The organism is Marinoscillum sp. HNIBRBA16962 (assembly GCF_057801515.1).
The window spans coordinates 2,363,205-2,388,141 of sequence record NZ_CM173603.1 but is presented as its reverse complement, the minus strand read 5'-3'; the positions used below and the strand labels follow the sequence as shown (position 1 = coordinate 2,388,141).

The 24,937-nt window shown below is 44.5% G+C and carries 21 protein-coding genes and 1 pseudogene; 12 read left to right on the top strand and 10 right to left on the bottom strand.

Features of this window, described 5'->3' with window-relative positions; all coding sequences use genetic code 11:
- Positions 1–5 precede the first annotated feature (5 nt).
- The 7 genes and pseudogenes from AC3E9V_RS10300 to AC3E9V_RS10270 all read left to right on the top strand — a co-directional run bounded on the left by AC3E9V_RS10300 (position 6) and on the right by AC3E9V_RS10270 (position 8,938).
- On the top strand, positions 6–3,527 hold the full coding sequence (locus tag AC3E9V_RS10300; RefSeq protein ID WP_488753106.1) for a CotH family protein: 3,522 nt from the start codon (positions 6–8) through the stop codon (positions 3,525–3,527).
- A gap of 69 nt (positions 3,528–3,596) precedes the next feature.
- Complete coding sequence (locus AC3E9V_RS10295) at positions 3,597–4,271, top strand: hypothetical protein (protein WP_488753105.1); 675 nt, start codon at positions 3,597–3,599, stop codon at positions 4,269–4,271.
- Positions 4,272–4,328: 57 nt separating this feature from the next.
- Positions 4,329–5,819 carry a sodium:solute symporter family protein gene (locus AC3E9V_RS10290; protein ID WP_488753104.1) on the top strand — a complete coding sequence of 497 codons (1,491 nt, stop codon included), beginning with the start codon at positions 4,329–4,331 and terminating at the stop codon, positions 5,817–5,819.
- Between the two features lie 281 nt (positions 5,820–6,100).
- A complete protein-coding gene (gene pckA, locus AC3E9V_RS10285; protein ID WP_488753103.1) occupies positions 6,101–7,747 on the top strand; it encodes a phosphoenolpyruvate carboxykinase (ATP) in 1,647 nt (548 codons plus the stop codon).
- A 116-nt stretch (positions 7,748–7,863) separates the two neighbouring features.
- Entirely contained in the window at positions 7,864–8,178 is a 315-nt protein-coding gene (locus AC3E9V_RS10280) for a nucleotidyltransferase domain-containing protein (RefSeq protein ID WP_488753102.1), read from the top strand.
- Positions 8,175–8,569, top strand: a pseudogene (locus AC3E9V_RS10275) (HEPN domain-containing protein). The gene AC3E9V_RS10280 and the pseudogene AC3E9V_RS10275 overlap by 4 nt, the downstream one beginning before the upstream one ends.
- Positions 8,570–8,938, top strand: coding sequence for a methylglyoxal synthase (locus AC3E9V_RS10270; protein ID WP_488753101.1), 369 nt, complete (start codon positions 8,570–8,572; stop codon positions 8,936–8,938).
- A 292-nt stretch (positions 8,939–9,230) separates the two neighbouring features.
- Here the strand turns inward: AC3E9V_RS10270 and AC3E9V_RS10265 are convergent, their stop codons facing one another.
- The 4 genes from AC3E9V_RS10265 to AC3E9V_RS10250 form a co-directional block, all read right to left on the bottom strand.
- A complete protein-coding gene (locus tag AC3E9V_RS10265; protein ID WP_488753661.1) occupies positions 9,231–10,520 on the bottom strand; it encodes a NupC/NupG family nucleoside CNT transporter in 1,290 nt (429 codons plus the stop codon).
- 267 nt (positions 10,521–10,787) lie between these two features.
- Entirely contained in the window at positions 10,788–11,384 is a 597-nt protein-coding gene (locus AC3E9V_RS10260) for a bifunctional nuclease family protein (RefSeq protein ID WP_488753100.1), read from the bottom strand.
- On the bottom strand, positions 11,384–12,340 hold the full coding sequence (locus tag AC3E9V_RS10255; RefSeq protein ID WP_488753099.1) for an electron transfer flavoprotein subunit alpha/FixB family protein: 957 nt from the start codon (positions 12,338–12,340) through the stop codon (positions 11,384–11,386). The genes AC3E9V_RS10260 and AC3E9V_RS10255 overlap by 1 nt, the downstream gene beginning before the upstream one ends.
- A gap of 1 nt (position 12,341) precedes the next feature.
- Positions 12,342–13,079: an electron transfer flavoprotein subunit beta/FixA family protein gene (locus AC3E9V_RS10250; protein WP_488753098.1), complete on the bottom strand. Its 738-nt coding sequence runs from the start codon at positions 13,077–13,079 to the stop codon at positions 12,342–12,344.
- A gap of 67 nt (positions 13,080–13,146) precedes the next feature.
- Here AC3E9V_RS10250 and AC3E9V_RS10245 point away from each other — a divergent pair, with 67 nt between their 5' ends.
- Both AC3E9V_RS10245 and AC3E9V_RS10240 read left to right on the top strand, forming a co-directional pair.
- On the top strand, positions 13,147–13,467 hold the full coding sequence (locus AC3E9V_RS10245) for a tetratricopeptide repeat protein (RefSeq protein WP_488753097.1): 321 nt from the start codon (positions 13,147–13,149) through the stop codon (positions 13,465–13,467).
- A 108-nt stretch (positions 13,468–13,575) separates the two neighbouring features.
- On the top strand, positions 13,576–15,276 hold the full coding sequence (locus tag AC3E9V_RS10240) for an ATP-binding protein (protein WP_488753096.1): 1,701 nt from the start codon (positions 13,576–13,578) through the stop codon (positions 15,274–15,276).
- A gap of 214 nt (positions 15,277–15,490) precedes the next feature.
- Here the strand turns inward: AC3E9V_RS10240 and AC3E9V_RS10235 are convergent, their stop codons facing one another.
- Complete coding sequence (locus AC3E9V_RS10235; protein ID WP_488753095.1) at positions 15,491–16,480, bottom strand: zinc-dependent alcohol dehydrogenase family protein; 990 nt, start codon at positions 16,478–16,480, stop codon at positions 15,491–15,493.
- Positions 16,480–18,015, bottom strand: a complete 1,536-nt coding sequence (gene dnaB / locus AC3E9V_RS10230) for a replicative DNA helicase (protein WP_488753094.1) — start codon at positions 18,013–18,015, stop codon at positions 16,480–16,482. Before dnaB ends, AC3E9V_RS10235 begins: the two co-directional genes overlap by 1 nt.
- 134 nt (positions 18,016–18,149) lie before the next feature.
- Between dnaB and AC3E9V_RS10225 the strand changes: the two genes are divergently transcribed.
- The 3 genes from AC3E9V_RS10225 to AC3E9V_RS10215 all read left to right on the top strand — a co-directional run bounded on the left by AC3E9V_RS10225 (position 18,150) and on the right by AC3E9V_RS10215 (position 21,875).
- Positions 18,150–18,770, top strand: coding sequence for a hypothetical protein (locus AC3E9V_RS10225; RefSeq protein WP_488753093.1), 621 nt, complete (start codon positions 18,150–18,152; stop codon positions 18,768–18,770).
- Positions 18,770–19,570 carry an exonuclease domain-containing protein gene (locus AC3E9V_RS10220; protein WP_488753660.1) on the top strand — a complete coding sequence of 267 codons (801 nt, stop codon included), beginning with the start codon at positions 18,770–18,772 and terminating at the stop codon, positions 19,568–19,570. The genes AC3E9V_RS10225 and AC3E9V_RS10220 overlap by 1 nt, the downstream gene beginning before the upstream one ends.
- 133 nt (positions 19,571–19,703) lie before the next feature.
- Positions 19,704–21,875 (top strand): bifunctional alpha,alpha-trehalose-phosphate synthase (UDP-forming)/trehalose-phosphatase, encoded by a 2,172-nt coding sequence (locus AC3E9V_RS10215; protein ID WP_488753092.1) that lies wholly within the window; start codon positions 19,704–19,706, stop codon positions 21,873–21,875.
- Positions 21,876–22,577: 702 nt separating this feature from the next.
- On the opposite strand, the gene AC3E9V_RS10210 is transcribed toward AC3E9V_RS10215, so the two are convergent.
- The 4 genes from AC3E9V_RS10210 to AC3E9V_RS10195 form a co-directional block, all read right to left on the bottom strand.
- Positions 22,578–23,752, bottom strand: a protein-coding gene (locus AC3E9V_RS10210) for an IS3 family transposase (protein ID WP_488751913.1) whose coding sequence is annotated in 2 segments (ribosomal slippage) — positions 22,578–23,497 and positions 23,497–23,752 — 1,176 coding nt in all. Because the reading frame shifts where the segments join, the coding sequence is not laid out codon by codon here.
- A gap of 77 nt (positions 23,753–23,829) precedes the next feature.
- The gene (locus tag AC3E9V_RS10205) at positions 23,830–24,150 is read right to left on the bottom strand and encodes a DUF2442 domain-containing protein (RefSeq protein WP_488753091.1); all 321 of its coding nucleotides are present in this window, start codon (positions 24,148–24,150) and stop codon (positions 23,830–23,832) included.
- Positions 24,128–24,370 carry a DUF4160 domain-containing protein gene (locus tag AC3E9V_RS10200; RefSeq protein ID WP_488753090.1) on the bottom strand — a complete coding sequence of 81 codons (243 nt, stop codon included), beginning with the start codon at positions 24,368–24,370 and terminating at the stop codon, positions 24,128–24,130. Before AC3E9V_RS10200 ends, AC3E9V_RS10205 begins: the two co-directional genes overlap by 23 nt.
- Before the next feature lie 73 nt (positions 24,371–24,443).
- A complete protein-coding gene (locus AC3E9V_RS10195; protein WP_488753089.1) occupies positions 24,444–24,662 on the bottom strand; it encodes a hypothetical protein in 219 nt (72 codons plus the stop codon).
- Positions 24,663–24,937 lie beyond the last annotated feature (275 nt).

The window sequence follows — 24,937 nt, the reverse complement described above, 5'->3', positions numbered from 1 at the left end:
AAACCATGAAGAAACCCAAAAAAAGACCCGTAAACCTGCCTTTAACATTAGCAACCCTCATTTTACTGTCCGTCGCCTATCCTGGTATGGCGCAGGACCTGGTGATCAATGAGGTGATGTCATCTAATGTGCAGACCATCAAAGATGAAGATGGAGATACTCCCGATTGGATAGAACTTTACAATGCGGGTGATACGGATATAGATCTGGATGGATTTTCATTGTCAGATTCTTCCGGAGCTGATCAGCCGTGGATCTTTCCGGCCATGAACATGGCCGCCGGGGAACACCTGCTACTTTTTGCTTCTGATAAAGACAGAAATGACCCGCCATTAAGGTGGGAAACTGTCATCGACTGGGGTGATGACTGGAATTACCTGGTTCCGGACCAGTCAGTATCTGAATGGAATATGCCTTCATTTGATGATAGCTCGTGGAGCTCAGGTCCCAGCGGGTTTGGGTATGGTGACAATGATGACAGCACTGAGCTCAGCAATGTTTTATCCGTCTTTATTCGAAAAGAATTCACTGTAGAAACGCCTGAGGATATTGAGGAGATCCTGTTTCACATCGATTATGATGATGCGTTTGTTGCTTATCTGAATGGAACAGAAATAGCACGTGCCAACATCACTTCAGACGGCCCCCCTCCTTTTGATCAGCCTGCTGATAATTATAATCATGAAGCTCAGATGTACCAGGAAAATCAACCGGACCTGTTCGTTATTTCCGATGTAGAAGGGCTGCTGACCGGGGGGACAAATCTGCTGGCTATACAAATACACAACCACAGTACAGGCTCATCCGATCTCACAGCCATACCGTTTCTGACATTGGGCAGGAGTAGTTCGGGTAGTGGGCTATCAGAACACCTTACATCTGGCACTAAAAACCTTCATACCAATTTCAAAATAGCTTCCGAAGGAGAATTTCTGCTTTTGAAAGATGCAACTGGTAACCTGCAGGACTCAGTATTTTCCCAGGACCTCCCGGCTGATATATCCATTGGCAGAAGCCCTGACGGGACCGGTGAGTGGATGTATTTCAGTGAACCCACACCCGGAGAAGCCAATACAACCTCCGGATATGTATCCTTTGCCGGCGAAATTTCTTTCTCTGCCGATGGAGGCCTTTACAACACATCCGTCCAGATAGAGCTAAGCGCTTCCAATGCTGAAGATGCGATTTACTATACATTAGACGGCTCTTTACCTGCTACTGGCACGTTATATTCAGGTCCCATCAATGTAAGCGAAACCACGGTAATCCGTGCCCGGGTAATCAACCCGAATAGCCTTCCGGGACCCATTGGGACCCAGACCTACCTTGTCCAAACCGACCATGACCTGCCTGTCATCTCACTTTCTACTCACCCGGATAACCTTTGGGATTTCAATGAAGGCATTTATGTAATGGGACCTGGCGCAGAAACAAATATTCCACATTTTGGAGCAAACTTCTGGCAGGACTGGGAAAAACCAGTTCATATAGAGATGTATGAACCAGATGGCGATCAGGCCATTTCCCAGGATGCCGGTACTAAAATATTTGGAGGGTGGTCCAGAGCACATGCTCAGAAATCCCTTGCCATTTTTGCCAGAAATTCCTACGGGGATGACGATTTTGACTATGAGCTGTTTGGAAGTCAGGGGCTGGATAAATTCTCAAATTTTGTATTGCGTAACTCAGGCAACGACTGGAATAACACCATGTTCAGGGATGCGTTATTGACTTCTTTATTTCATGAGTCAGTTGATAAGCAAGACTACCGTGCTGCTGTCATTTACATCAATGGTGAATACTGGGGAATTCAGAATATCCGGGAAAAAGTAAATGAGGATTACCTGGGTAACCATTACGATCTTGAGCCTGATAGCATTACCATTCTTGAAGGTAATGCACAACCGGTGGAAGGTGATGAACAGGAGTATGTGGACCTGATCAGCTTCATCAACTCCAACAGTCTCACCAATGACGAAAATTATCAATATGTGGAAGACCGAATTGATGTATTCAATTATATCCAGTACCTGATCGGAAACATTTACATAGACAATAAAGATTGGCCAGGCAACAATATCAAATACTGGAAGTCTAACCAGCCAGGCGCTAAGTGGAGATGGATCATTTACGACACTGATTTTGGATTTGACGTCTATAACGAGGGCAATGTCACTTTCAACACGCTGGATTTTGCGTTGGATCCGGCCGGACCGGACTGGCCAAACCCTCCCTGGTCTACCCTCCTTTTCAGAAAACTATCTCAAAATCAGGAATTTAGAGAGCTATTCATCAACGCATTTATGGACCGGTTAAATACAGCGCTCTTACCGGAGAATGTACTTGAAAAAATAGACGAATTAACTGAAGGAATATCTTCAGAAATTGTTCAGCATCTAAACAGATGGGATGGTGATTATGGCTATTGGGAAGAAAACATCAATAGGATGCGTGACTTTGCACAAGACAGACCGGCCATTGTAAAACAGCACCTTAGGAACAAATTCAGTCTCTCAGCTGCACAAGACATCATGCTGGAAGTAAATGATGGAGCCCAAGGAGAGATCCGAATAAATACCATGACCCCTGAAACCTATCCATGGACCGGTGAGTATTTTCCGGAAGTGCCCGTTGTCCTGGAAGCCATTCCAAAGCCGGGCTTTAGCTTTCTCAGATGGGAAGGCGATATCACACAAACTTCTAAAACCGTAGAAGTCAACCTGGAAGAAAATATGACCGTAAGAGCTGTATTCGAAGAAAGTAATAGTGAACTGAATTCTGTTGTGATCAATGAGATCAATTACAATGCTTCTGATAACTTCGATACAGAGGACTGGGTGGAATTATACAATAAAGGAACAGAAACCATTGATCTTTCCGGCTGGATATTAAAAGACAATGATGACAGCCATGAGTTTGTGTTTGAGGACGGGACACTTCTTGGCAGTGATGAATACCTGATAGTATGCAGAGATCAGGATGCCTTCAATTCACTGGTCTCAGGAGTCACTACGCTTGGTAATATGGACTTTGGTTTGTCTAGTGACGGAGATTGTGTAAGGCTGTATACCTCAGATGCTGTATTGACTGATGAAGTTTGCTTCCTTGCCGAAAACCCCTGGCCATCACTACCCGATGGAAATGGAGGAACTCTTGCCCTGAAGGATCCTTCGCTGGATAATGCCGACCCGGGAAGTTGGTACGGGCTTGGAAACCATGGTAGCCCGGGAGAAAGTAACAAAGTTAAACTAGGCGTCCTGGGTGTAGAAAACGATCCGGGTGTACTGCTTTACCCAAACCCTGCAAAGGAAGCGGTCACTCTGACCTACACATCTCCTAAAAGCGATAACATCAGGATACAACTGCTGGATATGAGTGGTAAAGTTTTGAAAGACTTATTTGAAAGCAAAGTCAAAGCCGGACCAGCAGAGTATCAGCTCAATTTACAGGGAGTCCCTCCGGGTGTCTATATAGTGAAACTACAGAGCTTTTCAGTGAATACGCGGATCAGGTTAATCCTTGAATAACCAACTATTGAAATCCTCACACCATAACAGACCCAGGCCATTTGGTTAACTTAGTCAGAAAATTTTGATATGCGAAAAAGCATTTTAATACTTTTCTTCATCATTAGCGCTACTATCTCATTTGCCCAGGGAGTCTCATTTTCCTATCTCATCCCGCAAAATGGCTACCTGTCTGCTCCTGTAAGCCCTCTCTCAGTAAGAGGATTTGGCTTTGGCAGCTATGTAGGCGCCGAAACAGGATTTACCGTTTACAATGTTCCGGGGTTAGCCATGGAGTCACTACCGTTTGAATATGACAAACCCTTGACCGGACCGCATTTTGCTTTATTGATTCCTGTGGAAGCATTTCTGAGAGCCCCGCTAGGTCCGGTCACCATTAAGGTTATGGGTGGTGGTTTTGGCTGGTGGAACATCAACACCCGCATCAATGAAGGCAACATGGATCGTGCTTTCCGGGCGTATGAAGGCTGGGATGTACTCAATACAGATTTTAAACTGGATGATAAGATCGGTTTCGGCTGGATGGCCGGAATGGAGATCGAGTTTCCGGTCAATGATAAATTTTCAGTCATTGTTGAATCACAGTACCTGAGCGGCGCTGCAAAATCGAACCTTTCCGGTTCTTACAGTGGAGGAAATGTAGGAGAAAATATTCAAATGCGATCAATAGAAGTTGACGATGCAAAGATTGGAATTCGTGGCTTGGAAATATCCCTTGGAGTTCAGCTTAAACAAGGAAGATAATGTAACCATAGTTTAACTGAAATTATTATCTTGGCGCATTAATCAAACCTAACTTTGATGTTCATAGCAGTAACCCTGACCTACATTCTGATACTTGCAGGTATCATCATTTACAAGAGCCGATTTGTTAAAAACGAAGAGGATTTTATAGTTGCCGGAAGAAATGTACCCGTTTACTTACTGATAGGAACCCTGATCACCACCTGGATTGGTTCCGGAAGCCTCTTCGGGACTGCGGGGCTTACCTTCAGGACCGGATTTTCTGAGCTCTGGTTTTCCATGGGCGCCTGGATCGGGATCATTGTGGTGTATTTTATCGCTGCCCGGGTCAGGAAAATTGCTCAATACACACTTACAGATATCCTTGAAAAACGATATGCCCCTATAGCGAGATTGTTGGGGACCATTACCATTATCCTGGCTTACCTGATCATAGCCGGATATCAGTTTAAAGGCGGCGGCCGCTTCCTTACGATCCTTACGGAAGGGAGTATCTCACCGGAGGCAGGCACCCTTATTTCGTTCGTGGTAATAGTCATATTCACAGCCCTGGCTGGAATGGTGTCCATTGTTTCGATCGATGTTTTCAACGGGGCAATCATGATTATCGCCATCATCATTACCCTGCCGGTCCTGCTGAGCCAGCAGGGAGGTTGGGGAGAGGTCTCCGCCACCATCAACCAGGTAAGTCCGGATCACCTGTCAATGACCGAAGGTCACAGCTTTTACTGGTATTTAGGTATACTACTCCCTACTTTGCTTTTGTTACTGAGTGAAAGCAGTATCTACCAGAAATTCTCTTCAGCAAAAGATGCCAGCTCCGCTAAAAAAGCCGTTTTCGGAATGTTTGTTGGCGTTGTTCTGATCGAATTTTTGATGTGCGCCATTGCCGTAGTGGGCTTTGCAATCTATTCGGATGACCCGCGATTCTTCCTGGAGTCAGGAGAAATCAACGGAGCTATGTCTGAAGAAATTATCCTGAGGATCGGATTTGAGCAGCTTCCCCCAATGTTAGGTTCACTCCTATTCGCTGCAGGAGTTGCTATTATTCTTTCCACGGGAAATACTTTCCTGATGGTCACCTCCACAAACGTTTCACGAGATCTGATAGAGAAGTACTTTATTAAAAACCTGGACCCGAAGAAGAAGATTTTACTTCAACGGATCTCTATCGTTGTTTTGGGCTTTATAGCTTATCTGGCAGTCACACAGTTTGAAACCATTTTAGAGATGGCATTGATTTCCTACACCATGATCGGAGCTTCCCTGGCACCCGCATTGCTTGCAGCCTTTTTCTGGAGGAGGGTTACCAGAGAAGGAGGTATTGCCTCCATCGCAGGTGGAATGGGAACCGTCCTGCTCATCACCTTTCTTAATTGGGTATATGAAGGTTCATCTCTCGACCTGGGAATAATGAGCTTCCCTTTTGATATGGACTATATAGCCCTTCCTGCGTTGTTCGTGTCTCTTTTTCTATTGATCGTTGTCAGCTTATTAACCAAGCCAACTCCTAAGGAAGTTGTGGCTCCCTTTTTTGAAAAAGATTAAAGAAGCGGGGATAACCCACTAAAGCTTTAGCGACAGTCTGGTGCCCCTCACCTCTTTTTCAAAGGGATTACAGGAATTTTTGCTGTTCAAAATTCTTAAATACGTTTACCCGGGGATAATCCATTAAAAAAGCTTTTTTCTTAAGATGGGCGTATTACCTTTGCTTGCAAACGATTTCAATATTTAAAAATCACCCTCAGTCCTGACCCAAATCAGAAAATCAACATAAATAAACAACGAGATTTGAATTGTAACCAATTGAAATCCAAACACCCAAAATCATGCAAGAATACGGATTAAAATCACAAAAAGCCGGTTTGGAGACCGCCGGAATTAAGGTAAAAGAGGCCTATTGGAACCTCACTCCAGCTGAACTCACAGAAACAGCTATTCATGAAGATGAAGGACACCTGACAGATACCGGAGCACTGATGTGCGATACAGGTAAATTTACCGGAAGATCTCCTAAGGATCGCTTTATTGTAAAAGATGACCTGACCAAAGATAAAGTGTGGTGGGGAGACATCAACATTCCCATTTCCCCGGAGAAATTTGACCGGATCTACACAAAAATGATTGGCTACCTGGAGGACAAAAAGGTCTATGTAAGGGATGCCTATGCCGGTGCAGACAAAACCCACCGTTTGAAACTCCGTGTTATAAACACAGTAGCATGGCACAACCTGTTTTGTTACAATATGTTCATAGCTCCTCCTGATTACAAACTGGAAGATTTTGAACCCAATTTCACGGTCATTTGCTGCCCTGATTTTGAAGCGGACCCTAAAACAGATGGCACCAGGCAGTCAAACTTTGCTGTTGTCAACTTTACCAGGCGTATGATCCTCATTGGTGGTACCGCTTATTCCGGCGAGATAAAAAAAGGGATTTTCTCTGTGCTTAACTTTCTGCTCCCTACCAATGACGGGGTATTACCGATGCACTGCTCTGCCAACATGGGTATGGAAAAGAGAGACACTGCGATCTTTTTTGGTCTTTCCGGCACAGGTAAAACCACACTATCTGCAGACCCTGACCGCTTGCTGATAGGAGATGACGAACACGGATGGACCGATAGCAACATTTTTAACTTCGAGGGAGGATGCTATGCCAAGGTCATAGACCTTACTGAAGAAAATGAGCCTGATATCTTCAAAGCAATTAAGTATGGGGCCATTCTCGAAAACACAAGGTTTATCCCGAACACCCGAACAGTAGATTATAGCAACACGGAGGTAACCGAAAACACCAGGGTATCCTACCCCATCGATCACATAAGAAATACCGTAAAACCCTCTATCGGTGGCTTACCCAAAAACATCTTCTTCCTTACCTGTGATGCTTTTGGGGTGATGCCTCCCATTCTACGACTATCCAAGGGGCAGGCGATGTTTCACTTCATTTCCGGATATACCTCTAAAGTAGCAGGAACTGAGGCAGGAATTACGGAGCCAGTTCCAGTCTTTTCTGCATGCTTTGGCGCACCGTTTATGCCTCTGCACCCAACAAAATATGCGGAGATGCTGGGTAAAAAGATGGAAGAAAATGAAGTGAAGGTTTGGCTGGTGAATACGGGATGGACAGGAGGACCTTACGGAGTAGGTTCCAGGATCAAGCTTAAATATACCAGGGAGATGATCTCCGCAGCGCTTTCAGGAGTTTTAGATAATGTAGGGTATAGAAAACACTCTATATTCGGAGCAGAAATGCCGCTCACATGCCCCGGAGTACCAAATGAGATCTTAAGTCCACGTGAAACCTGGAAAAACGATACGGGATTCTATGAAAAAGCCAATGAATTGGCTCGTAAATTCCAGAAAAACTTTGATAAGTTCAGAGAATATGCCAGCGAAGAGATCCTTGCAGGTGAACCCAAAGAGAACCTTAGGTACGTTCGCAGAACAAGCATAGGTGAAGAACAGAGTTAGGTTTAGTCAGTAACCCGAAAGAATACGGCAGCCCACATGGGCTGCCGTTTTTATTTTGAATTAATCGATGCTCAAAAGCGTTCTAATTTAGGTAGCTAATACCGTATCTTTATTGTATGAGGGATAATCCTATCATAGGGCGAATCAAAAAAGCGGTAAAAAAGGTAGATCCCAATGCAGAAGTGATAGTGTACGGATCGTATGCCCGTGGTGATCAACATAAAAATTCAGATATCGATTTATTGATATTAGTGGATAAGCACCCAATAACCATCCAGGATCAAAAAGAAATAGAATACCCCATTTATGAAATAGAGTTCGAAACTGGAATTCTAATTCAGCCGATCGTAGTATCCAGAAAAGAATGGCATTCCAGACACAGAATCACCCCTTTTTATGAAAATGTAACAAAAGAGGGGCTTCTTTTATGACTGAGGAAGAAAGGGATGAGGTGCTTAAATACCGAATTCGAAAAGCCGAGGACACGATAAAAGAAATTGAGCCTCTTATACAACAGGGATTTTATAATACTGCGGTAAACAGACTATATTACAGTTGTTTTTATGCTGTAACTGCTTTTTAGTCAACCACAAAATGGAGACGAAGACTCATTCAGGCGTTCGAAATAAATTTGGACATTATTTCATAAAGGAAGGAGTTATTTCTCAAAAAGTGGGTAAAGCATATTCTAAACTTTTCAACATGAGGCTTACGAGTGATTATGGTGACTTCTTTGATTATACGGAAGAGGATGTCGTTGATATGCTACCAGATGCTCGGGAGCTTATAATGGAAGTTAAAAGTCTAATTATATCAAGTTAAGTGAAAATCGCAATCATAGCTCATGATGGTAAGAAAGCAGAAATGGTGGCTTTCTTGCTCAAGTACAAAGAATGGCTCGAAAAAGTAGAGCTTGTTTCCACCGGTACCACAGGCTCTCATGTAGAAAAAGCCGGGCTCAAGGTTCATAGATATTTATCCGGCCCACTTGGAGGCGACGCGCAAATTGCCGCCGAAGCTGCAGAGAAAAAATTAGATCTGGTGATATTTTTCCGTGACCCGCTGGACAAGCACCCTCATGAGCCCGATGTACAAATGCTTATGCGCATATGCGATGTTCATGACATTCCTTTAGCTACCAATCCTGCAGCAGCCCGGTTGATGATGGACGCTTCTTTGAAAAGGATTTAGGCCACCTGGCGGGAGCAGCATGCACTGCAAAAATTATAAATCTTCTGAAAATGGATAGAGTTGGATAGAGTGGATAAAAATTAATAACGCTAACCAACTCCCCCTTCGCAGGGACTAGTCTATGCGCATATTTTTAAAAATAGGGCTTATAGGCCCCGTAGGGGTCAATTATTTTTTCGCCCATGTTGGTGTTTTCACCAACATGCATAATGCATCTTGAAAATGGGATTGTTGGTCACAAGACCAACAACGGCGAGACCAACAACGGCGAAATGTCTGTGGGTAATCGAAGCTAAACCATCAATGCCCCGGCTATGGCAGCAGTCATCATGGTAGCCATTGTGGCCGCTAGTAAAGCTCGTAACCCCAGTTTGGAAATGTTTCCCTGCTGGGTTGGGGCCATCCCGCCTATTCCACCTATCTGAATAGCAATAGAACTGAAATTAGCGAACCCACAAAGTGCATATGTAGCTATTACAGTAGATTTTTCATTGAGTGCGCCATCGGCTACAAATTCAGATAATCCCAGGTACGCTACAAATTCATTAACGACTACCTTCTGCCCCAGTAAACTTCCCACCTGAAGGGCTTCGCTCCATTCTACACCAATTAAAAAAGCAAAAACCCTGAATACCTGGCCCAAAATATACTCCAGTGAAAATCCATCAAAGCTGCCATTGGTAGAGTTGACGATCATTGCATTTAGTCCGGTGAAATCCCCTACTGCCATGAGGATATAATTAATAGCGGCAATAAGGGCTATGAAAGCCAGGAGCATAGCGCCGATATTCAAAGCTAACTTTAGCCCCTCAGACGCTCCTCTCGCCAATGCGTCGATAAGATTGACGCCCATAGTATCGGAGGAGACTTTGAGATCGGTATTTATTTTCTCCTTATAAAGCTCCGGCAACATGATCTTGGACATCACAATAGCTGCCGGTGCATTCATGATGGAGGCGCTAAGTAAGTAAGAAGCAAAACGCTCCTCCTCTGCCGGATTACCACCTCCCAAAAAAGCTACGTAACCGGCCAGTACACCTCCGGCTATGGTGGCCATACCGCCGGTCATCAGGCACATCAGCTCAGATTTGGTCATCTTGGGCACGAAAGGTCTGACAAGCAGTGGCGCTTCGGTTTGGCCCAGAAAGATATTACCAGCTGCAGAAAGTGATTCTGCACCGGAGAGTTTCATCGTTCTGGCCATCACCCAGGCAATACCTTTTACGATGTATTGTAAGACACCCAGGTAATACAGTCCTGAAGTCAGGGTAGAAAAGAATATAACAGTGGGTAGCACCCTAAGGGCAAACACGAACCCTACGCTTTCCGTATCCATAAGGTAGTCACCAAACAGAAAGGACGTACCGGCCTCAGAAAACCCCAAAAGCACAACAAATTGCTTGCTTATCCAGTTGAACGCAGCTTTTACGACACCCACCTGGGTGATAAGTAATCCAAAAAATACCTGGAGAAGAACACCTACAATTACCAGCCGCCAATCAATAGATCTACTATTGCTTGAAAAAGCAAATGCTATACTTATCAGGAAAAGAAGGCCAATTGCAGCCCGGAAAATGTCCATTTCGCTAAAATAAGAATTAACCTCAAAAAGAGCAGCTATTTCATAAAAATGGACAGGCATATGCAATACCTGTCCATTTTGATTAGCCCTGCTTTTGTCAAGTTGCGATTAAGCAGTAAGGGAGTATGGGTTTGATGAATTTTTCTATATCCCCCATCGGGTCCCTTCAATGCCATCTTTACAGAAAAGGGGAAATATTTGTATCAAATCCATACTCCACTATGATCATTCAACATAACTTGACAAGTAGGAATAGCATCGAGTAGGTTAATTTCTCTTGTTGATCTCATCCCGGATTTTAGCAGCCCGCTCATAATCCTCTTTCGCTAACGCCTCATCCAGCATCTTCTTGAGCTGATCAGAAGGCAGGTCTTCCATCTTTTTAGCGACTGGTTCGGGACGACCGGATTTAGAGGCTTTCTTCTTTACATCCGTTATTTCTTCCTCTTCATCAGTAAGCACGATGCCCGCCTCAGTGAGAATGGATTCGTTTGTGAATATTTCAACATCAAATCGCAGCCCGATGGCTATTGCATCTGATGGCCTTGCATCTACCTCGATGGTTTTCCCATCCTGGGTACAAATGATCTTGGCAAAAAATACCCCTTCCTTCAGGTCAGATATGACGATCTCTTTGATATCATATCCGAAGTTGAACGCAAAGGATTTAAATAGATCATGGGTCATAGGCCTGTTTGGTGTGATCTTTTCGATCTCGATGGCTATTGCCTGTGCCTCGAACATACCTATGATGATGGGTAGCCTTCTATTTCCGCCCACTTCTCCTAATACCAGGGCAAAAGAACCTGATTGTGACTGACTTGATGAAAGTCCCAGTATTTCCAGTTTGATTTTATCCGCCATTAACCTTGCTGTGCCTTTATTGCTTCAGTAAGTTTCGGTAAGACCTCAAAAGCATCTCCTACTACCCCATAATCTGCGGCTTTGAAGAATGGTGCTTCAGGGTCTTTGTTTATTACCAATATATACTTTGAGGAGTTCACTCCAGCCAAATGCTGAATAGCTCCTGAAATTCCTACTGCAATGTATAAAGAAGGACTCACTTTTACACCTGTTTGGCCCACGTGTTCATGATGAGGCCTCCATTCCATATCTGAAACCGGTTTACTACAGCCGGTAGCTGCCCCGATCGTCTTAGCCAGCTCCTCAAGCATTCCCCAGTTTTCAGGACCCTTCATTCCTCTGCCCCCGGATACTACCAGATCTGCTTCAGGTAACAACACTTCTCCTGTAGCTTTCTCCCTATTAATTACCTTCACTTTAAAGTCGTTATCATGGATTGTCGGTGAAAACTCTTCCACGGAAGGTGAACCTCCGTCTTCCTTGACAGCTATTGCATTTTTCTTCAACACCAAAATTTTCTTGTCACCCGTAAGCTTTGTCACTGCGAAAGCTTTGCCGGTATAAATGCTGCTCTTCACCTTGAATCCATCAGAAGTATCCGGCAGATCAGCAACATTTGCTGCCAGTGAAGCGCCCGTCTTTATAGCTACCCTCGCTGAAACCGGATCACCAAGTGAAGACTTGGCCAGGACCAGAAGACTACTTCCTTCTTTATCCATAGCTTCAGCAATGGCCGAAGCGTAAGCCATTATGTTTGGAGAAGCTAGTTTATCACCGGACACATGCAGCACCTTTTTAGCTCCTGCAGCACCGATTTTGTCAGCTTCACCATCCTTCATCTCTCCAAAGACAATTGCTGTTACTTCATTCCCCAGTTCAGCTCCATAGCTGACTGCCTCCAGAGAGGATTTTTTTACAACTCCTTCGTCTAATTCTACAAATGCTAATGCCGACATCTTATAGTACTTTTGCTTCGTTCTTCAATAATTTCACTAGTTCATCCAGATTATCAGGATCAATGAGTTTTACCTCTCCTTTTGGAGGAGGAAGCTCAAACACCTCTACCTCTGCATTGGCCTGATCACCGGTAGGCTCTACCACATTGAGGGGTTTGGAGCGGGCTGACATAATGCCCCGCATGTTGGGGATCTTCCATTCTGCTATGGGTTCCTGACATCCGGCTATAAATGGCATCTCCAGCTCCATTGATTCCTTTCCTCCCTCGATCTCACGTTGGATTTTGGCAGTGTTACCTTCTACATCCAGTTGCATAACCGGAGAAACGGAAGGAATGCCCATAAGCTCGCCAACCATGCTGTGTACCTGACCTCCGTTAAAATCGATGGATTCCCTTCCCATCAGGATCAGATCATATTCACCTTCCTGAGCCACTTTAGCTATTTGCTTAGCGACAAAAAAAGCATCGGTGGGGAACGCATTGATGCGGATAGCATCATCTGCTCCGATAGCAAGCGCCTTGCGAATAGTGGGTTCGGTTTCTGCCTCTCCTACATTGAGGGCCGTGATAGTACCGCCATGGGCTTCTTTAAGCTCCACGGCTCTGGCTAACGCATAATCATCGTAAGGCCCGATGATAAACTGAACACCAGTCTTATCAAATTTGGTGTTATTGTCTGTGAAAGAAATCTTAGAGGTTGTATCGGGAACATGCGTAATACAAACGAGTATTTTCATTCTGTTTATCTTAAAAATTAAGGGTTAATATTGAGGTTTCGAAGTTAGTAAATAATATCAACAAAGGATGAACACGGATCGCATCAAAAAGCTTGAAAAATTCATCAAAGAGGACCCTTCTGATCCCTTTCCAAAATATGCACTGGCACTGGAACATCTTCAGATAAATAAGAAAAAAAGCCGCGAATTGTTTGAGGATCTACTGAAAAATCATTCGGACTACATCGGCACGTACTATCATGCTGCTGAGCTATATGCTGAACTTGGCATGCGGGAAGAGGCAGATAAAACGTACCAGGCAGGTATCGAAAAAGCAAAAATGCTTAATGAAGGCCATGCGCTGAAGGAACTTCAAACCGCTTATATGAATTTTCAGTTTGATGAATAACAGAAAACCCTATAGGTATTAGGTGAATTGCCTAATTGTCAAAATCGGATTTTTACCGTTGTGATGCTAAGCCGTTTGAAAGATCTTACAATAAGATTTTCCCAGGCCATGACAAAAAAAGTACTAACCATTGCAGCCATTGTAGCTATACCAGCTATAGCTACCGCATATTACTCCTACAGCAATTTCGAAAATCTTGCTCTCCAATACCTGTGGCAGGCTCAGAAAACCATCCCTCAGCTCTGGATTATTGATACCATGCCTGTTTGCTGTCTTCTCTTGTTATTTGCATTTAAGAATTACCAGAACACCAAGCTAAATGCGTCAGCTGAAACATCCAGATCACTCTTCATATACCCTTTAACAGGTTTTTTACTTGGCATCATTCTTTTTACCACATGTTCCAGCGCCATAATTTATGATGATACTGGTCAAATATCTGCCGCGTTATTTATCAAATACACCAAAAATGATCCGATGACCTTAAGTCTCCTGCTTGCTATCCCTTTTTTCACCTTTCTGGGTTATTTCGTTGAAAAAATGAATAAAGCTGAGATTCAGAATCAACTAAAAAACCGTGAGATCAAGCAGCAAAATGAACAACTGCAGGAAGAAATAAAACGCAGAGAAGAAAGGGAAAATGAACTTATCGAAGCAAGAAAGGAGGCGCTGGCAGGTGTAAAAACCAAAGACCAGTTTCTTTCCAACATGAGTCATGAGATCCGTACTCCTATGAATGGTGTGATCGGGCTTACCAACTTACTCCTGGATACCAAGCTCACGGAAGAGCAACGAAAATATGCCACGGCAATTGACTACTCGGCAAAAAACCTTTTAGTGCTCATAAACCAGATACTGGATCTCTCTAAGATCAATTCTGAGAAGTTGACCCTGGAGCACATAGACTTTGACATCAGAGAAACAATTCTTGCTGTTGAAAACACGCTGGCATCTATTGCCTCGGAAAAAAGCATCATTCTGCGAACCATTGTTGATCCGGGAGTGCCTGAAAGTGCTTGCGGGGATCCCGTCAGGATTAACCAAATATTGCTAAACCTCGTAGGAAATGCTATAAAATTTACCGAGGAAGGCGGAGTAGATCTGATAGTGAAATCCAGCCAGACCGATGACGGTCCCCGACTGTCCATCCAGGTAAACGATACCGGCATAGGAATACCTAAAGATAAGCTCGCTACCATCTTTGAAACCTTCAGCCAGGCAGGCAGCGAAACCACAAGAATGTATGGAGGTTCAGGTTTGGGTCTAGCCATTTCAAAAGAATTAGTAACCCTTTTCGGGGGCACATTAAAAGTGGACAGCCGGATTGGGAAAGGAAGTAGTTTTTATTTTGACCTGCAGCTAAAGCCTGCTGTGGTCACTAAAAAAACACGCGAAAAACAACCCAAAACACTGAGTTCTAAAATCAACCCTGAAAACATAAAAATCCTTGTAGCGGAGGACAACCGTGTCAACCAGATGGTAGCCAAATCTACACTTACCAAGGCGGGCTTTCAGGTGGATATAGTGCCCAATGGCCAGGAAGTGATCGAGCAAATTTATCAAAAGGAATATGATGTAATCCTGATGGATGTGCAAATGCCGATCATGGGAGGATTGGATGCCACGCGGTTTATCCGCAATGCTACAGAGCCCCCGCTTTCAGAAATCAAGATCATTGCGCTGACGGCCTCTGCAATGAAGGAGGACATTGAAAAATGCTATTCCGTAGGAATGGATGACCATTTACCCAAGCCATTCAAATCCGCTGAGCTTATGGAAAAGCTTAATAAACACCTGGTGAACGAATAGCTTACGTTGATCTGCTCAATGCGGTGATATATGGGAATGACGCTAAGTGCTATTAGTGATAGAAAAGGAAGAAAATAATTTTTTTTCTGAACAACCTCCTCACCTCCTTTATTAAGGAGGAATCGGGGTATTTTCTTTCTTTTCTATAGGTTTTTTTGTCCCTGAGTTACCAGGATCATCCATTCATATCCTTAGATACTCGGGTTAAACCAGGTCAAGCGGTAAATCGAATTACCGTCTTACCAAAGTGGGTGGAGTTCGCCAGCGAGTTAACCGCTTTTTCGCTTTCTTCCCAACTCCGAATGTTATCGATCACGGGCTTTATTTTGTGTTGCTTGACGAATTCAATCATTTCACTAAACTCATCATCATTGCCCATCGTGGAGCCAATGATAGCTGCCTGAGACCAAAACAATCGAAAAACATCCAGACTCTCTGTTTTACCTGTTGTGCTACCGTATACCACTATTTTGCCGCCAGGTTTAATGATTCTGAGATAATCATTTAGTGCATTGCCCCCGGCGCTATCAATAATGCCATCAAACGTACCCGTACGCAACGCCTGCTTCCACCACTCGGGCTCCTTATAATTAAAGCCTCCCCTGGCTCCCAGTTCCAACGCCTTTTGCAGCTTTTGGTCACTGCCACTACTTACATACACTTCAGCTCCTGCCGCCACAGCAAAAGATGCCGCAAACTGAGAAACGCCACCCCCTACGCCGGTCACTAATACCCGATCTCCACTTTTCACTTTTGCTTTGGTGAATAAGGCCCGATAAGCAGTAAGACCTGCCAGCGGAACTGCAGCAGCCTCTTCATTCGTCAGGTGCTTTGGTTTTTCAACCAGGCGATCCGTATTCACGCTTATGTACTCGGCAAACGTGCCATCGGAAGGCAACCCGAGAATTTGATACTGTTCGCCCTGATGATCCGGATGATCTCCCCAGTGGATATTGGGATTAATCAAAACTTCTTTTCCAACCCATTCAGAGGGGCCTTCCACTACCGTTCCGCATCCGTCAGACCCCAGCGTTACCCCGTCTTTGATCCCGGGGTATTTCCCTTTACTGATCCAGTAGTCCCGCCGGTTAATGGCGGCAGCATGCATTTTAATAAGGCATTGCCCCCTGCCCACCTTCGGCCTGGGTTTATCGGTTAGTTTTAAGGTTATATCCTGGTTTACTGAAATGGTTAATGCTTTCATCAGAAAGGCATTTCTTCATCATCATCTTTCTTATTGGCTTTGCTCGGCAGGGTGATCGTAAAGTCAGCGTTTCCTCCTCCTCCGGAAGGTAATTTACTTCCGTATGTAGCGCTGGAGTCCATAGTGCTGTCCAGATCCTCAAACTTGGTAAACTTACCGATGAACTTAAGCCGTACATCCTCGAGCTTACCATGCCTGTTTTTAGCGATGATCACCTCCCCAATACCATTGAGCGGCATACCGTTCTCATCCTGTGTCATACCATAATACTCCGGACGGTACAGGAACATCACCATATCGGCATCCTGCTCAATAGAACCAGACTCCCTAAGGTCGGAAAGCTGTGGTCGCTTATCGCCACCCCTTGTTTCCACGGCCCTACTCAACTGTGAAAGAGCGATCACCGGCACATTCAACTCCTTGGCTATCCCTTTCAGCGCCCGGGAAATGGAGGCAATCTCCTGCTCACGGTTTCCCCCGCCTTTGGAGGTATCGCCGGTCATCAGCTGCAGGTAGTCAATTACGATCAGCGAAACACCATGCTGAGCAACCAATCTCCTGCTTTTGGCACGAAGCTCCAGGATACTCAGAGCCGGCGTATCATCTATAAATATGGGAGCCTCAGAAAGCTTACCTGTTTTACTGATCAGCTGCTGCCATTCGTAGCCCTCCAGGTTTCCTCTTCTGAGCTTGTCGCTTTCCAGCTCCGCCTCAGCGGAAACCATCCTGTGCACCAGCTGCACAGAAGACATCTCCAGTGAAAAGATTGCTACCGGAGTTTTGAAATCGATGGCTGCATTTCTGAGGGCAGATACTACAAATGCAGTTTTTCCCATCCCGGGCCTGGCCGCAATAATGACCAGGTCAGAACGCTGCCAGCCGGAGGTTACCCGATCGAGCGCAGTAAACCCACTGGCAATACCGGTAAGTCCGTCTTTTTGGTTTTTGCGCTCCTCTATCTCCTGGATAGCCTGATGCATCAGGGTGTTCATCTTATCAAAGTTCTTACGGATGTGGGACTCTGATACATCAAAAAGAGACTGCTGGGCTTTGTCCAGTAAATTGAATACATCGGTGGTATCCTCATAAGCATCCTGCTGGATCTCTGAGGAAATGTGGATCAGCTCCCGCTTAATGGATTGCTCGGCAATGATCCGCGCATGCGTCTCAATATTTGCTGCCGAGTTTACCTTGGTAGTAAGCTCCGATACATAATGAGCGCCGCCTATAATTTCCAGCTGCCCGTTTTTACGCAGCTGGTGCACCACCGTTTTTATATCTACCGGCTCGCTGTTGTTAAAGAGCTGGACGATGGCTTCAAAGATCATCCGGTTTTGATCCTTGTAGAAACTCTCCGGCTTCAGGATCTCGATCACATTGGTCAAAGCATCACGCTCCAGCATTAGTGCACCCAGAACTGCTTCTTCGATCTCTACAGCCTGGGGAGGGATCTTCCCCAACTCCCGGGAAAGGTCTGATACCCCTAGTCTTCTGGTTTTTGATTGTGCTCTTAGTGCGGATGATTTTTCCTCCATTGGGTGATCTTTGAATTTCAGGAACAAACTTACGACGGGTCACGGAATAACCCGGAACTATTACACACATCTTACTAACAAAATATCCTTACATGAAAAATATCCTGTGGATAATTTATAACGATGGCTAATTCATGAAAATATTTGTCACGGGAGCAAATTCCTTTATTTTTGAAACCCGTGGAGCCAACAACCCTAAAATGCAAGTAAATACAGAACTAATCAAAAATAAACAACGTATCCTCATCAGCGGAAACCGGGATACGGATAAAATTTTTCAGATCGTTAAAGCGGTTTTAAATCGCATCAAAAAGCCCGCGGATTTTTTGGACCTGAACGGAGAAGCTGAGCTGACCGACGCGCCTGTTGTGATCATAAGGGGCGGAGACGAGCTGGTCAATGGAAAAGCTTACTTTCGTGAGTTAGATATCCACATTCTACTGCTTCATAAAGTCGTAGATGACCTGCCGGAAGGGTACAATTCATTCAATGAATATGTAAGCCAGTATGAGCAGCTCGCCGATGAGCTCCCCAAGGCGGGTTCCTACATATACAATGAGAAAAATGATGTGGCTCTGATGATGGGCAAAAAGGAAAGAGAAGACGTAAAGAACATTGAATACTCCCTGCTAAAACCAAAAGAAGCCGGTAAAGATGATAAGGAATTTCTGGCACACGCAGCTGCGGCCAAAGCTTTATTGAAAAGGATCGGCGTAAGCGATGAGCAGTTTCAGGCAGGACTGAAAGCACTATGATAAAACTAAACCTAAGGAACCCCCTGGTCATTTTTGACCTGGAAACTACAGGAACCAACATTTCAAATGATCGTATCGTGGAGATGGCTATGATCAAGGTGATGCCGGATGGCAGTGTGGAGGAGAAATGCCGAAAGATCAACCCCACCATTCCTATTCCGGAAGAAACCAGCATGATCCATGGCATCTATGATGAGGATGTCAAAGATGAGCCCACTTTTAAGCAACTGGCAAAGTCTTTGGCCAACTGGCTGGAAGGATGCGACCTGGGTGGGTACAACATCCTGAAATTTGACGTGCCCATGCTTGTAGAGGAGTTTCTCAGGGCCAATGTCGATTTTGAGATTGATAACCGGAAGCTGGTTGATGCTCAGAAGATTTTCCACATGATGGAAAAACGAAATCTCACGGCGGCATATAAGTTTTACTGCAACAAGTCCCTGGAAGATGCTCATAGCGCAGCGGCTGACACCCAGGCCACCTACGAAGTGCTCCTGGGACAGATAGAGCGTTATGAAGGGGAAACGGTGACTGATCTGCTGGGCAAGGAAATTGGGAAGATTGAGAATGATGTGGAAACGCTTCATAAGCTCACCAATAAAAAAATGGTTGATCTGGCGGGCCGGATCGTTTTCAATGACAATGGTGAAGAGGTATTTAACTTTGGGAAGCATCGCGGGAAACTGGTAACGGAAGTACTCAAAAATGAACCGAGCTTTTATGACTGGATGATGAAAGGAGACTTCCCTTTAGACACAAAAAGGCGATTGACAAAGATCCGTCTCAGAAACTTCGGGTAAACACCCCTGCCCGTTTCCCGGTTGAATTACCGGATACGTCCGAATGTCATCCGGGGATTTTTGACCTTAATCAACCGTGCTGTTCACCGGGATTCCGGTGAACCATTGATATATTTATAAAAAACCGCAAATCATGGCCAAGACGATTATCGTATCAAATCGATTACCCGTAAAGATCACTCAGGAAAATGGAGCTTTTCAATACAAACCCAGTGAAGGGGGACTGGCAACCGGGCTGGGCTCTATCTATAAGGAAGGAGATAATATCTGGATCGGCTGGCCGGGTATGCCTGTATCAAAAACCGAAGACCGGGAGGAGATCACCGAGAACCTCAAAAAGGAAAGCATGCGACCTGTTTTCCTTACGACAGCTGAGATTGAAGATTTTTATGAGGGATTTAGCAATGAGACGCTTTGGCCAAACTTCCATTACTTTAATCAATATACCGTATACAACGAGGACCTCTGGAAAGCCTATCAAAAGGTAAACAAGAAATTTGCAAAGGAAATAGCAGCCGTTTTAGAGCCTGAGGATACCATTTGGGTGCATGACTACCAGCTGCTGTTGCTCCCGGAGCTGCTGCGCGAGAACGCACCCAAAGCAAGCATCGGCTTTTTTCTTCATATTCCTTTTCCCTCTTATGAGTCATTTCGTCTGCTGCCCTGGAGGCGCCAGTTACTCCACGGCATGCTGGGAGCAGATTTCCTCGGTTTTCATACCTATGATGACATGAGGCACTTTCTGTCATCGGTAAACCGGCTGGCAGGATTAGGAAATAGCAATGGCCAGATCAATGTAGACAACCGCAAGGTCATGGTAGATGCTTTACCAATGGGTATAGACTATGACAAGTATGCGGAGTCTGCCGCCTCACCTGATACCCTTGCCCGGGAGGTGCGTTATCGCACTTCCATCGGTGACCAGAAGCTGATCCTGTCCATCGACCGGCTGGACTACTCCAAAGGGATCCCGCAGCGGCTCAAAGCTTTTGACCTGTTTCTCAGCAGATATCCCGAGTACCGGGAAAAGGTCTCTTTGCTGATGGTAGTGGTCCCTTCCCGGGATTCGGTTGGCAAGTACAAGGAATTAAAAGAAGAGGTGGATCTCCTGGTCGGACGGATCAACGGTCACTACGGTCGGATAGACTGGACCCCTATCCATTATTTCTACCGATCATTCCCACTACACGCCCTCTCTGCTTTTTACCGTATGGCCCAGGTAGGACTTGTCACGCCCATGCGGGATGGTATGAACCTGGTTTGTAAAGAGTTTATCGCCAGTAAGCTGGATAAAAAGGGAGTGCTGATACTCAGTGAAATGGCCGGTGCATCCAAAGAGCTTTCAGACGCTATTATCATCAATCCAAACGATATTGAGCAGCTTGTGGAGGCACTGAAACGAGCGCTGTCCATGCCGGAAAAAAGCCAGATAGCCCATATGGAAGTGATGCAAAAATCACTGAAACGGTACAACATTCATCACTGGGTAACCCTTTTCATGAAGCGACTAGACTACATCAAGGAAGAGCAAAAAGCATTGGAAACACAGCTGCTGGACGACCAGATAACCAAACAAATACAGGCCACCTACAAAAAGAGCAAGAAACGGTTGATCTTCCTGGATTATGACGGCACACTGGTGGGATTTCACAGCGATCCGCTGGACTCAAAACCCAATAAAGAGTTGCTGGTCTTGCTGAGAGGGCTCGCCGCGGACAGGAAAAACCGGATAGTTATAATCAGTGGCCGGGGGCGTGAAACGCTGGAAGAGTGGCTGGGACACCTGGACATTGACATCATTGCCGAGCATGGTGTCTGGATCAAGGAAAATAAAAGAAAGTGGAGAACGCTGACCAAGATGAGTGACTCGTGGAAAGATCCGATCCAGCAGGTACTGGATGGCTATGTGGACCGAACTCCGGGTAGCTTTGTGGAGAAAAAGGATTACTCACTGGTGTGGCATTACCGTAAAGTAGAAACCGGTCTTGGAGAGGCCCGGACCCGTGAGCTGACCAGTCACCTGAAGTACATCACTGTGGACAAAAACCTCAAAGTCCTGGAAGGCAACAAAGTGGTAGAGATCAAAAACTCGGAGATAGACAAAGGACGAGCCGCTACAGTATGGCTCAATAATTACCCGTCTGACTTTGTGATGGCCTGTGGCGATGACTGGACGGATGAAGACACCTTTAAGGCCATGCCTCCGGAGGCATTTACCATCAAAGTGGGCAGCACTTCATCAGCAGCGAAGTATAGAGTGACTGACTATCCGGAGATCCGGGCACTGCTGAAGTCACTGCTGTAGGGATTTAGACCAGACTATAGACGGAAGATATAAGACTAAAGAATATGATCAGCCTTTAATGCTTCGTTGTGGTCATACCTATGTTTATCTGTCTCTACTGAGGGAGTCTATGGGGTAAGACAAAAATTATGATTGATCATTCATTAGCGATTTTTATTGATCCTTAACCCTGGATGAGAGCCCCTATTTTATAGCCCATCGTCCACTCAGAATCACCTTAAAAAGCCTGAGGGTAGCAAAGGACTCTGGGGCTTCAAACCGATGTTGGATAATCAACCTTTAGAATTCAATCTCAGAGTCCTTTTTCTTCCCCTCCTTCCCTTCTCTAAAAGTGACTCTGTGAGGAATGAAGAACTAATCCTTTGTCAAATTGCAGTAAGGGAGTATGGGTTTGACAAATTTTTCTATAACCCCCAATGGCCCCCTTTGAAAAAAAGGGGGAGTATTTGTATCAAACCCATACTCCACTATGATCATTCAACATACTTGACAAGTAGGACTAAATAAATAGCACTCACTTAAGTAATGGACGAATTTATATGCAAAACTCGAGCAACATTTTTAACTTCCGTAGGGTTCTTATATTTGTTTCTGTGCATAACCTACAAAACACGGAGTAACTTCCGGCGCTTGTTGAGGTTTTAAGCCGGGTGACCGTGGCCTCCTTAAGCCTGGACTTGCAATAAAAAACTGGACAAATAGTTAAGCGCATTTTGAATAATTGATTTTCCAATATTGTTCCGGAGTTTTATACCCCAGATATGCATGTTTTCTTTTGCGATTGTACCAAATTTCGATGAACTCGAACAACTCTGTTTTTGCTTGCAGAATGCTGTTGAAGTTCGTGTGTTTGACCAATTCAGACTTTAGGGTTTTAAAGAAGTTTTCCGCCACTGCATTATCCCAACAATTGCCCTTCCGGCTCATGCTTTGTATCACTTGATAATGCTTAAGCTTACCTGTGAATGCAGATGAGGCATATTGGATTCCACGATCCGAATGAAAAACTAATTGATGAGGGACAAAAGATCTATTCAGAACTGCCATTTTCCAGGCAGCCAATACCGAATCCTTGGCGGTCATAGTAGTACTTAATGCCCATCCGATTATTTTCCGATCATATAAATCCATAATAATGGTTAAATACATCCATCCTTGACGAGTTGGGATGTAGGTGATATCCGAAACCCATTTCCGGCCAGGTGCTTCTGCTACAAAATCCCGGTCAAGTAAGTTTTCGGCCACTGGCAAGTTGTGCCTGGAATCGGTGGTAAGTATTTTAAACTTCTTGTTGACAATGCTTTTAAGCCCTTCTGAGCGCATGATCCTGGCTACCCTGGGGCGAGAGACTTTCCATCCTCTATCCCTAAGCTCGTCAGTTATTTTGGGGCTGCCGTAACGACCTTTGCTCTGTTGGTAAACCATCTGTACTTCTTCAGTGATCTGTTGATTTTCAAGCTGTCTGCTGGAAGGCTTTCTATTCAACCAATCATAATAACCACTTCTGCTTACATTGAAGACTTTACACATCTTCTCGACACCAAACCTGTGGCGGTGATCCTTCATGAACCGGAATATTTGTTGTCGTTCCTGGAGAAGATGCCTACTGCCTTTTTTAAGATATCCCTTTCCAGTTGGGCCTCTTTCAATTCTTTCTTGAGCTTGGCTATTTCCTTCTGTTCAGCTGTCATGTTTGCATTTCCATGGCCTGAAAAGCTACCACTCTGGTACTGTTCATGTTCACGCTTCCACCGTCTGACAAGCTCCGGTCTGACTCCAAGTTCTTCAGCAACCTCCTTTGTGGATTTATCCCCATAACACAGGTTCACTGCCATTAATTTAAACTCCTTATCGAAGTTTCTTCTTTCTCTTTTCATTATCAGTAAATTTAGCTACCCGAGCTTAACTTACTGTCCGGTCAAATGTAGCAGGTTCAGCCTCCGGGGAGCGGCAGTTATGCTACTACTTTGCTTACTGATTCCAAGCTTGACAGCATGATGGACTTCAAGAACCCTCTGAGGCTCAAGTCTTCATCCAATTCCGGCCAATGAACTCCCGTCCTGCTGATTTCGTATTGTTCCAATTGAGATTGGGTAGCGTCTTGTAAAAGTTTATACTTGCTAATCGGTTCTCTCAAGACCATTTTGTTGCTTAAAACGATCAACATCAAGTCCATTTCCCGATCAAAAAATAACTTCCGTATTCTCAATCCTCCTTCAAAAATCATTTGATCAATCGGATCAAATCGCTTTCTATTTTCCTTTGAAGTATTCATTCCATTTCTCAATTAGGTAATTCTGATTTTCTGCCACAATCTTCCTTATCTCTCTTTTTTCCTGAGCTTTAAAATCTTCTAAATATTCTTCTTGTAACACAGGTTCTAACCATATCTTTCCATCTCCTTCCCCCTTCTGCACATGGATATGGCAAGGCTCATCGCCTTCTGATGAATAAAAAAAGAACCTGTACCCCTTAACTTCTAATACTTTTGGCATTCGATTGTCTAATTTAACACTTTAATCCTTGTTTCAATTCATCCCACCGGATGATATTTCTTGATGGCCTGTCTCAATGCTCAATGCTTCCGGTTTTATATCGCTTAATGCTCGTATTTATCATTTGCATTGCCGGTGATGCGCTTACAATGCCTGAAGTCAGTGCAACCGGATCAAAGCCATCAGTTAAATTGGATTTAGCATACACATCCAGCACAATTTTGTCACCTGAGTTCATAAATGTATTTGTAGTGGTCCGGGTTTTTAAAGTACGTAGTCTTAACTCTTTCATACACAAGTGAAAAACACTTGCGTGATGAGGGGGTCTATGTATGGATAAGACAAAAATTATGATTGATCACTCATTGCGATTTTTATTGATCCTTAGCCCTGGATGAGAGCCCCCTATTTTATAGCCAGGAATGAAGAACTAATCCTTTGTCAAATTGCAGTAAGGGAGTATGGGTTTGACAAATTTTTCTATAACCCCCAATGGCCCCCTTTGAAAAAAAGGGGGAGTATTTGTATCAAACCCATACTCCACTATGATCATTCAACATACTTGAC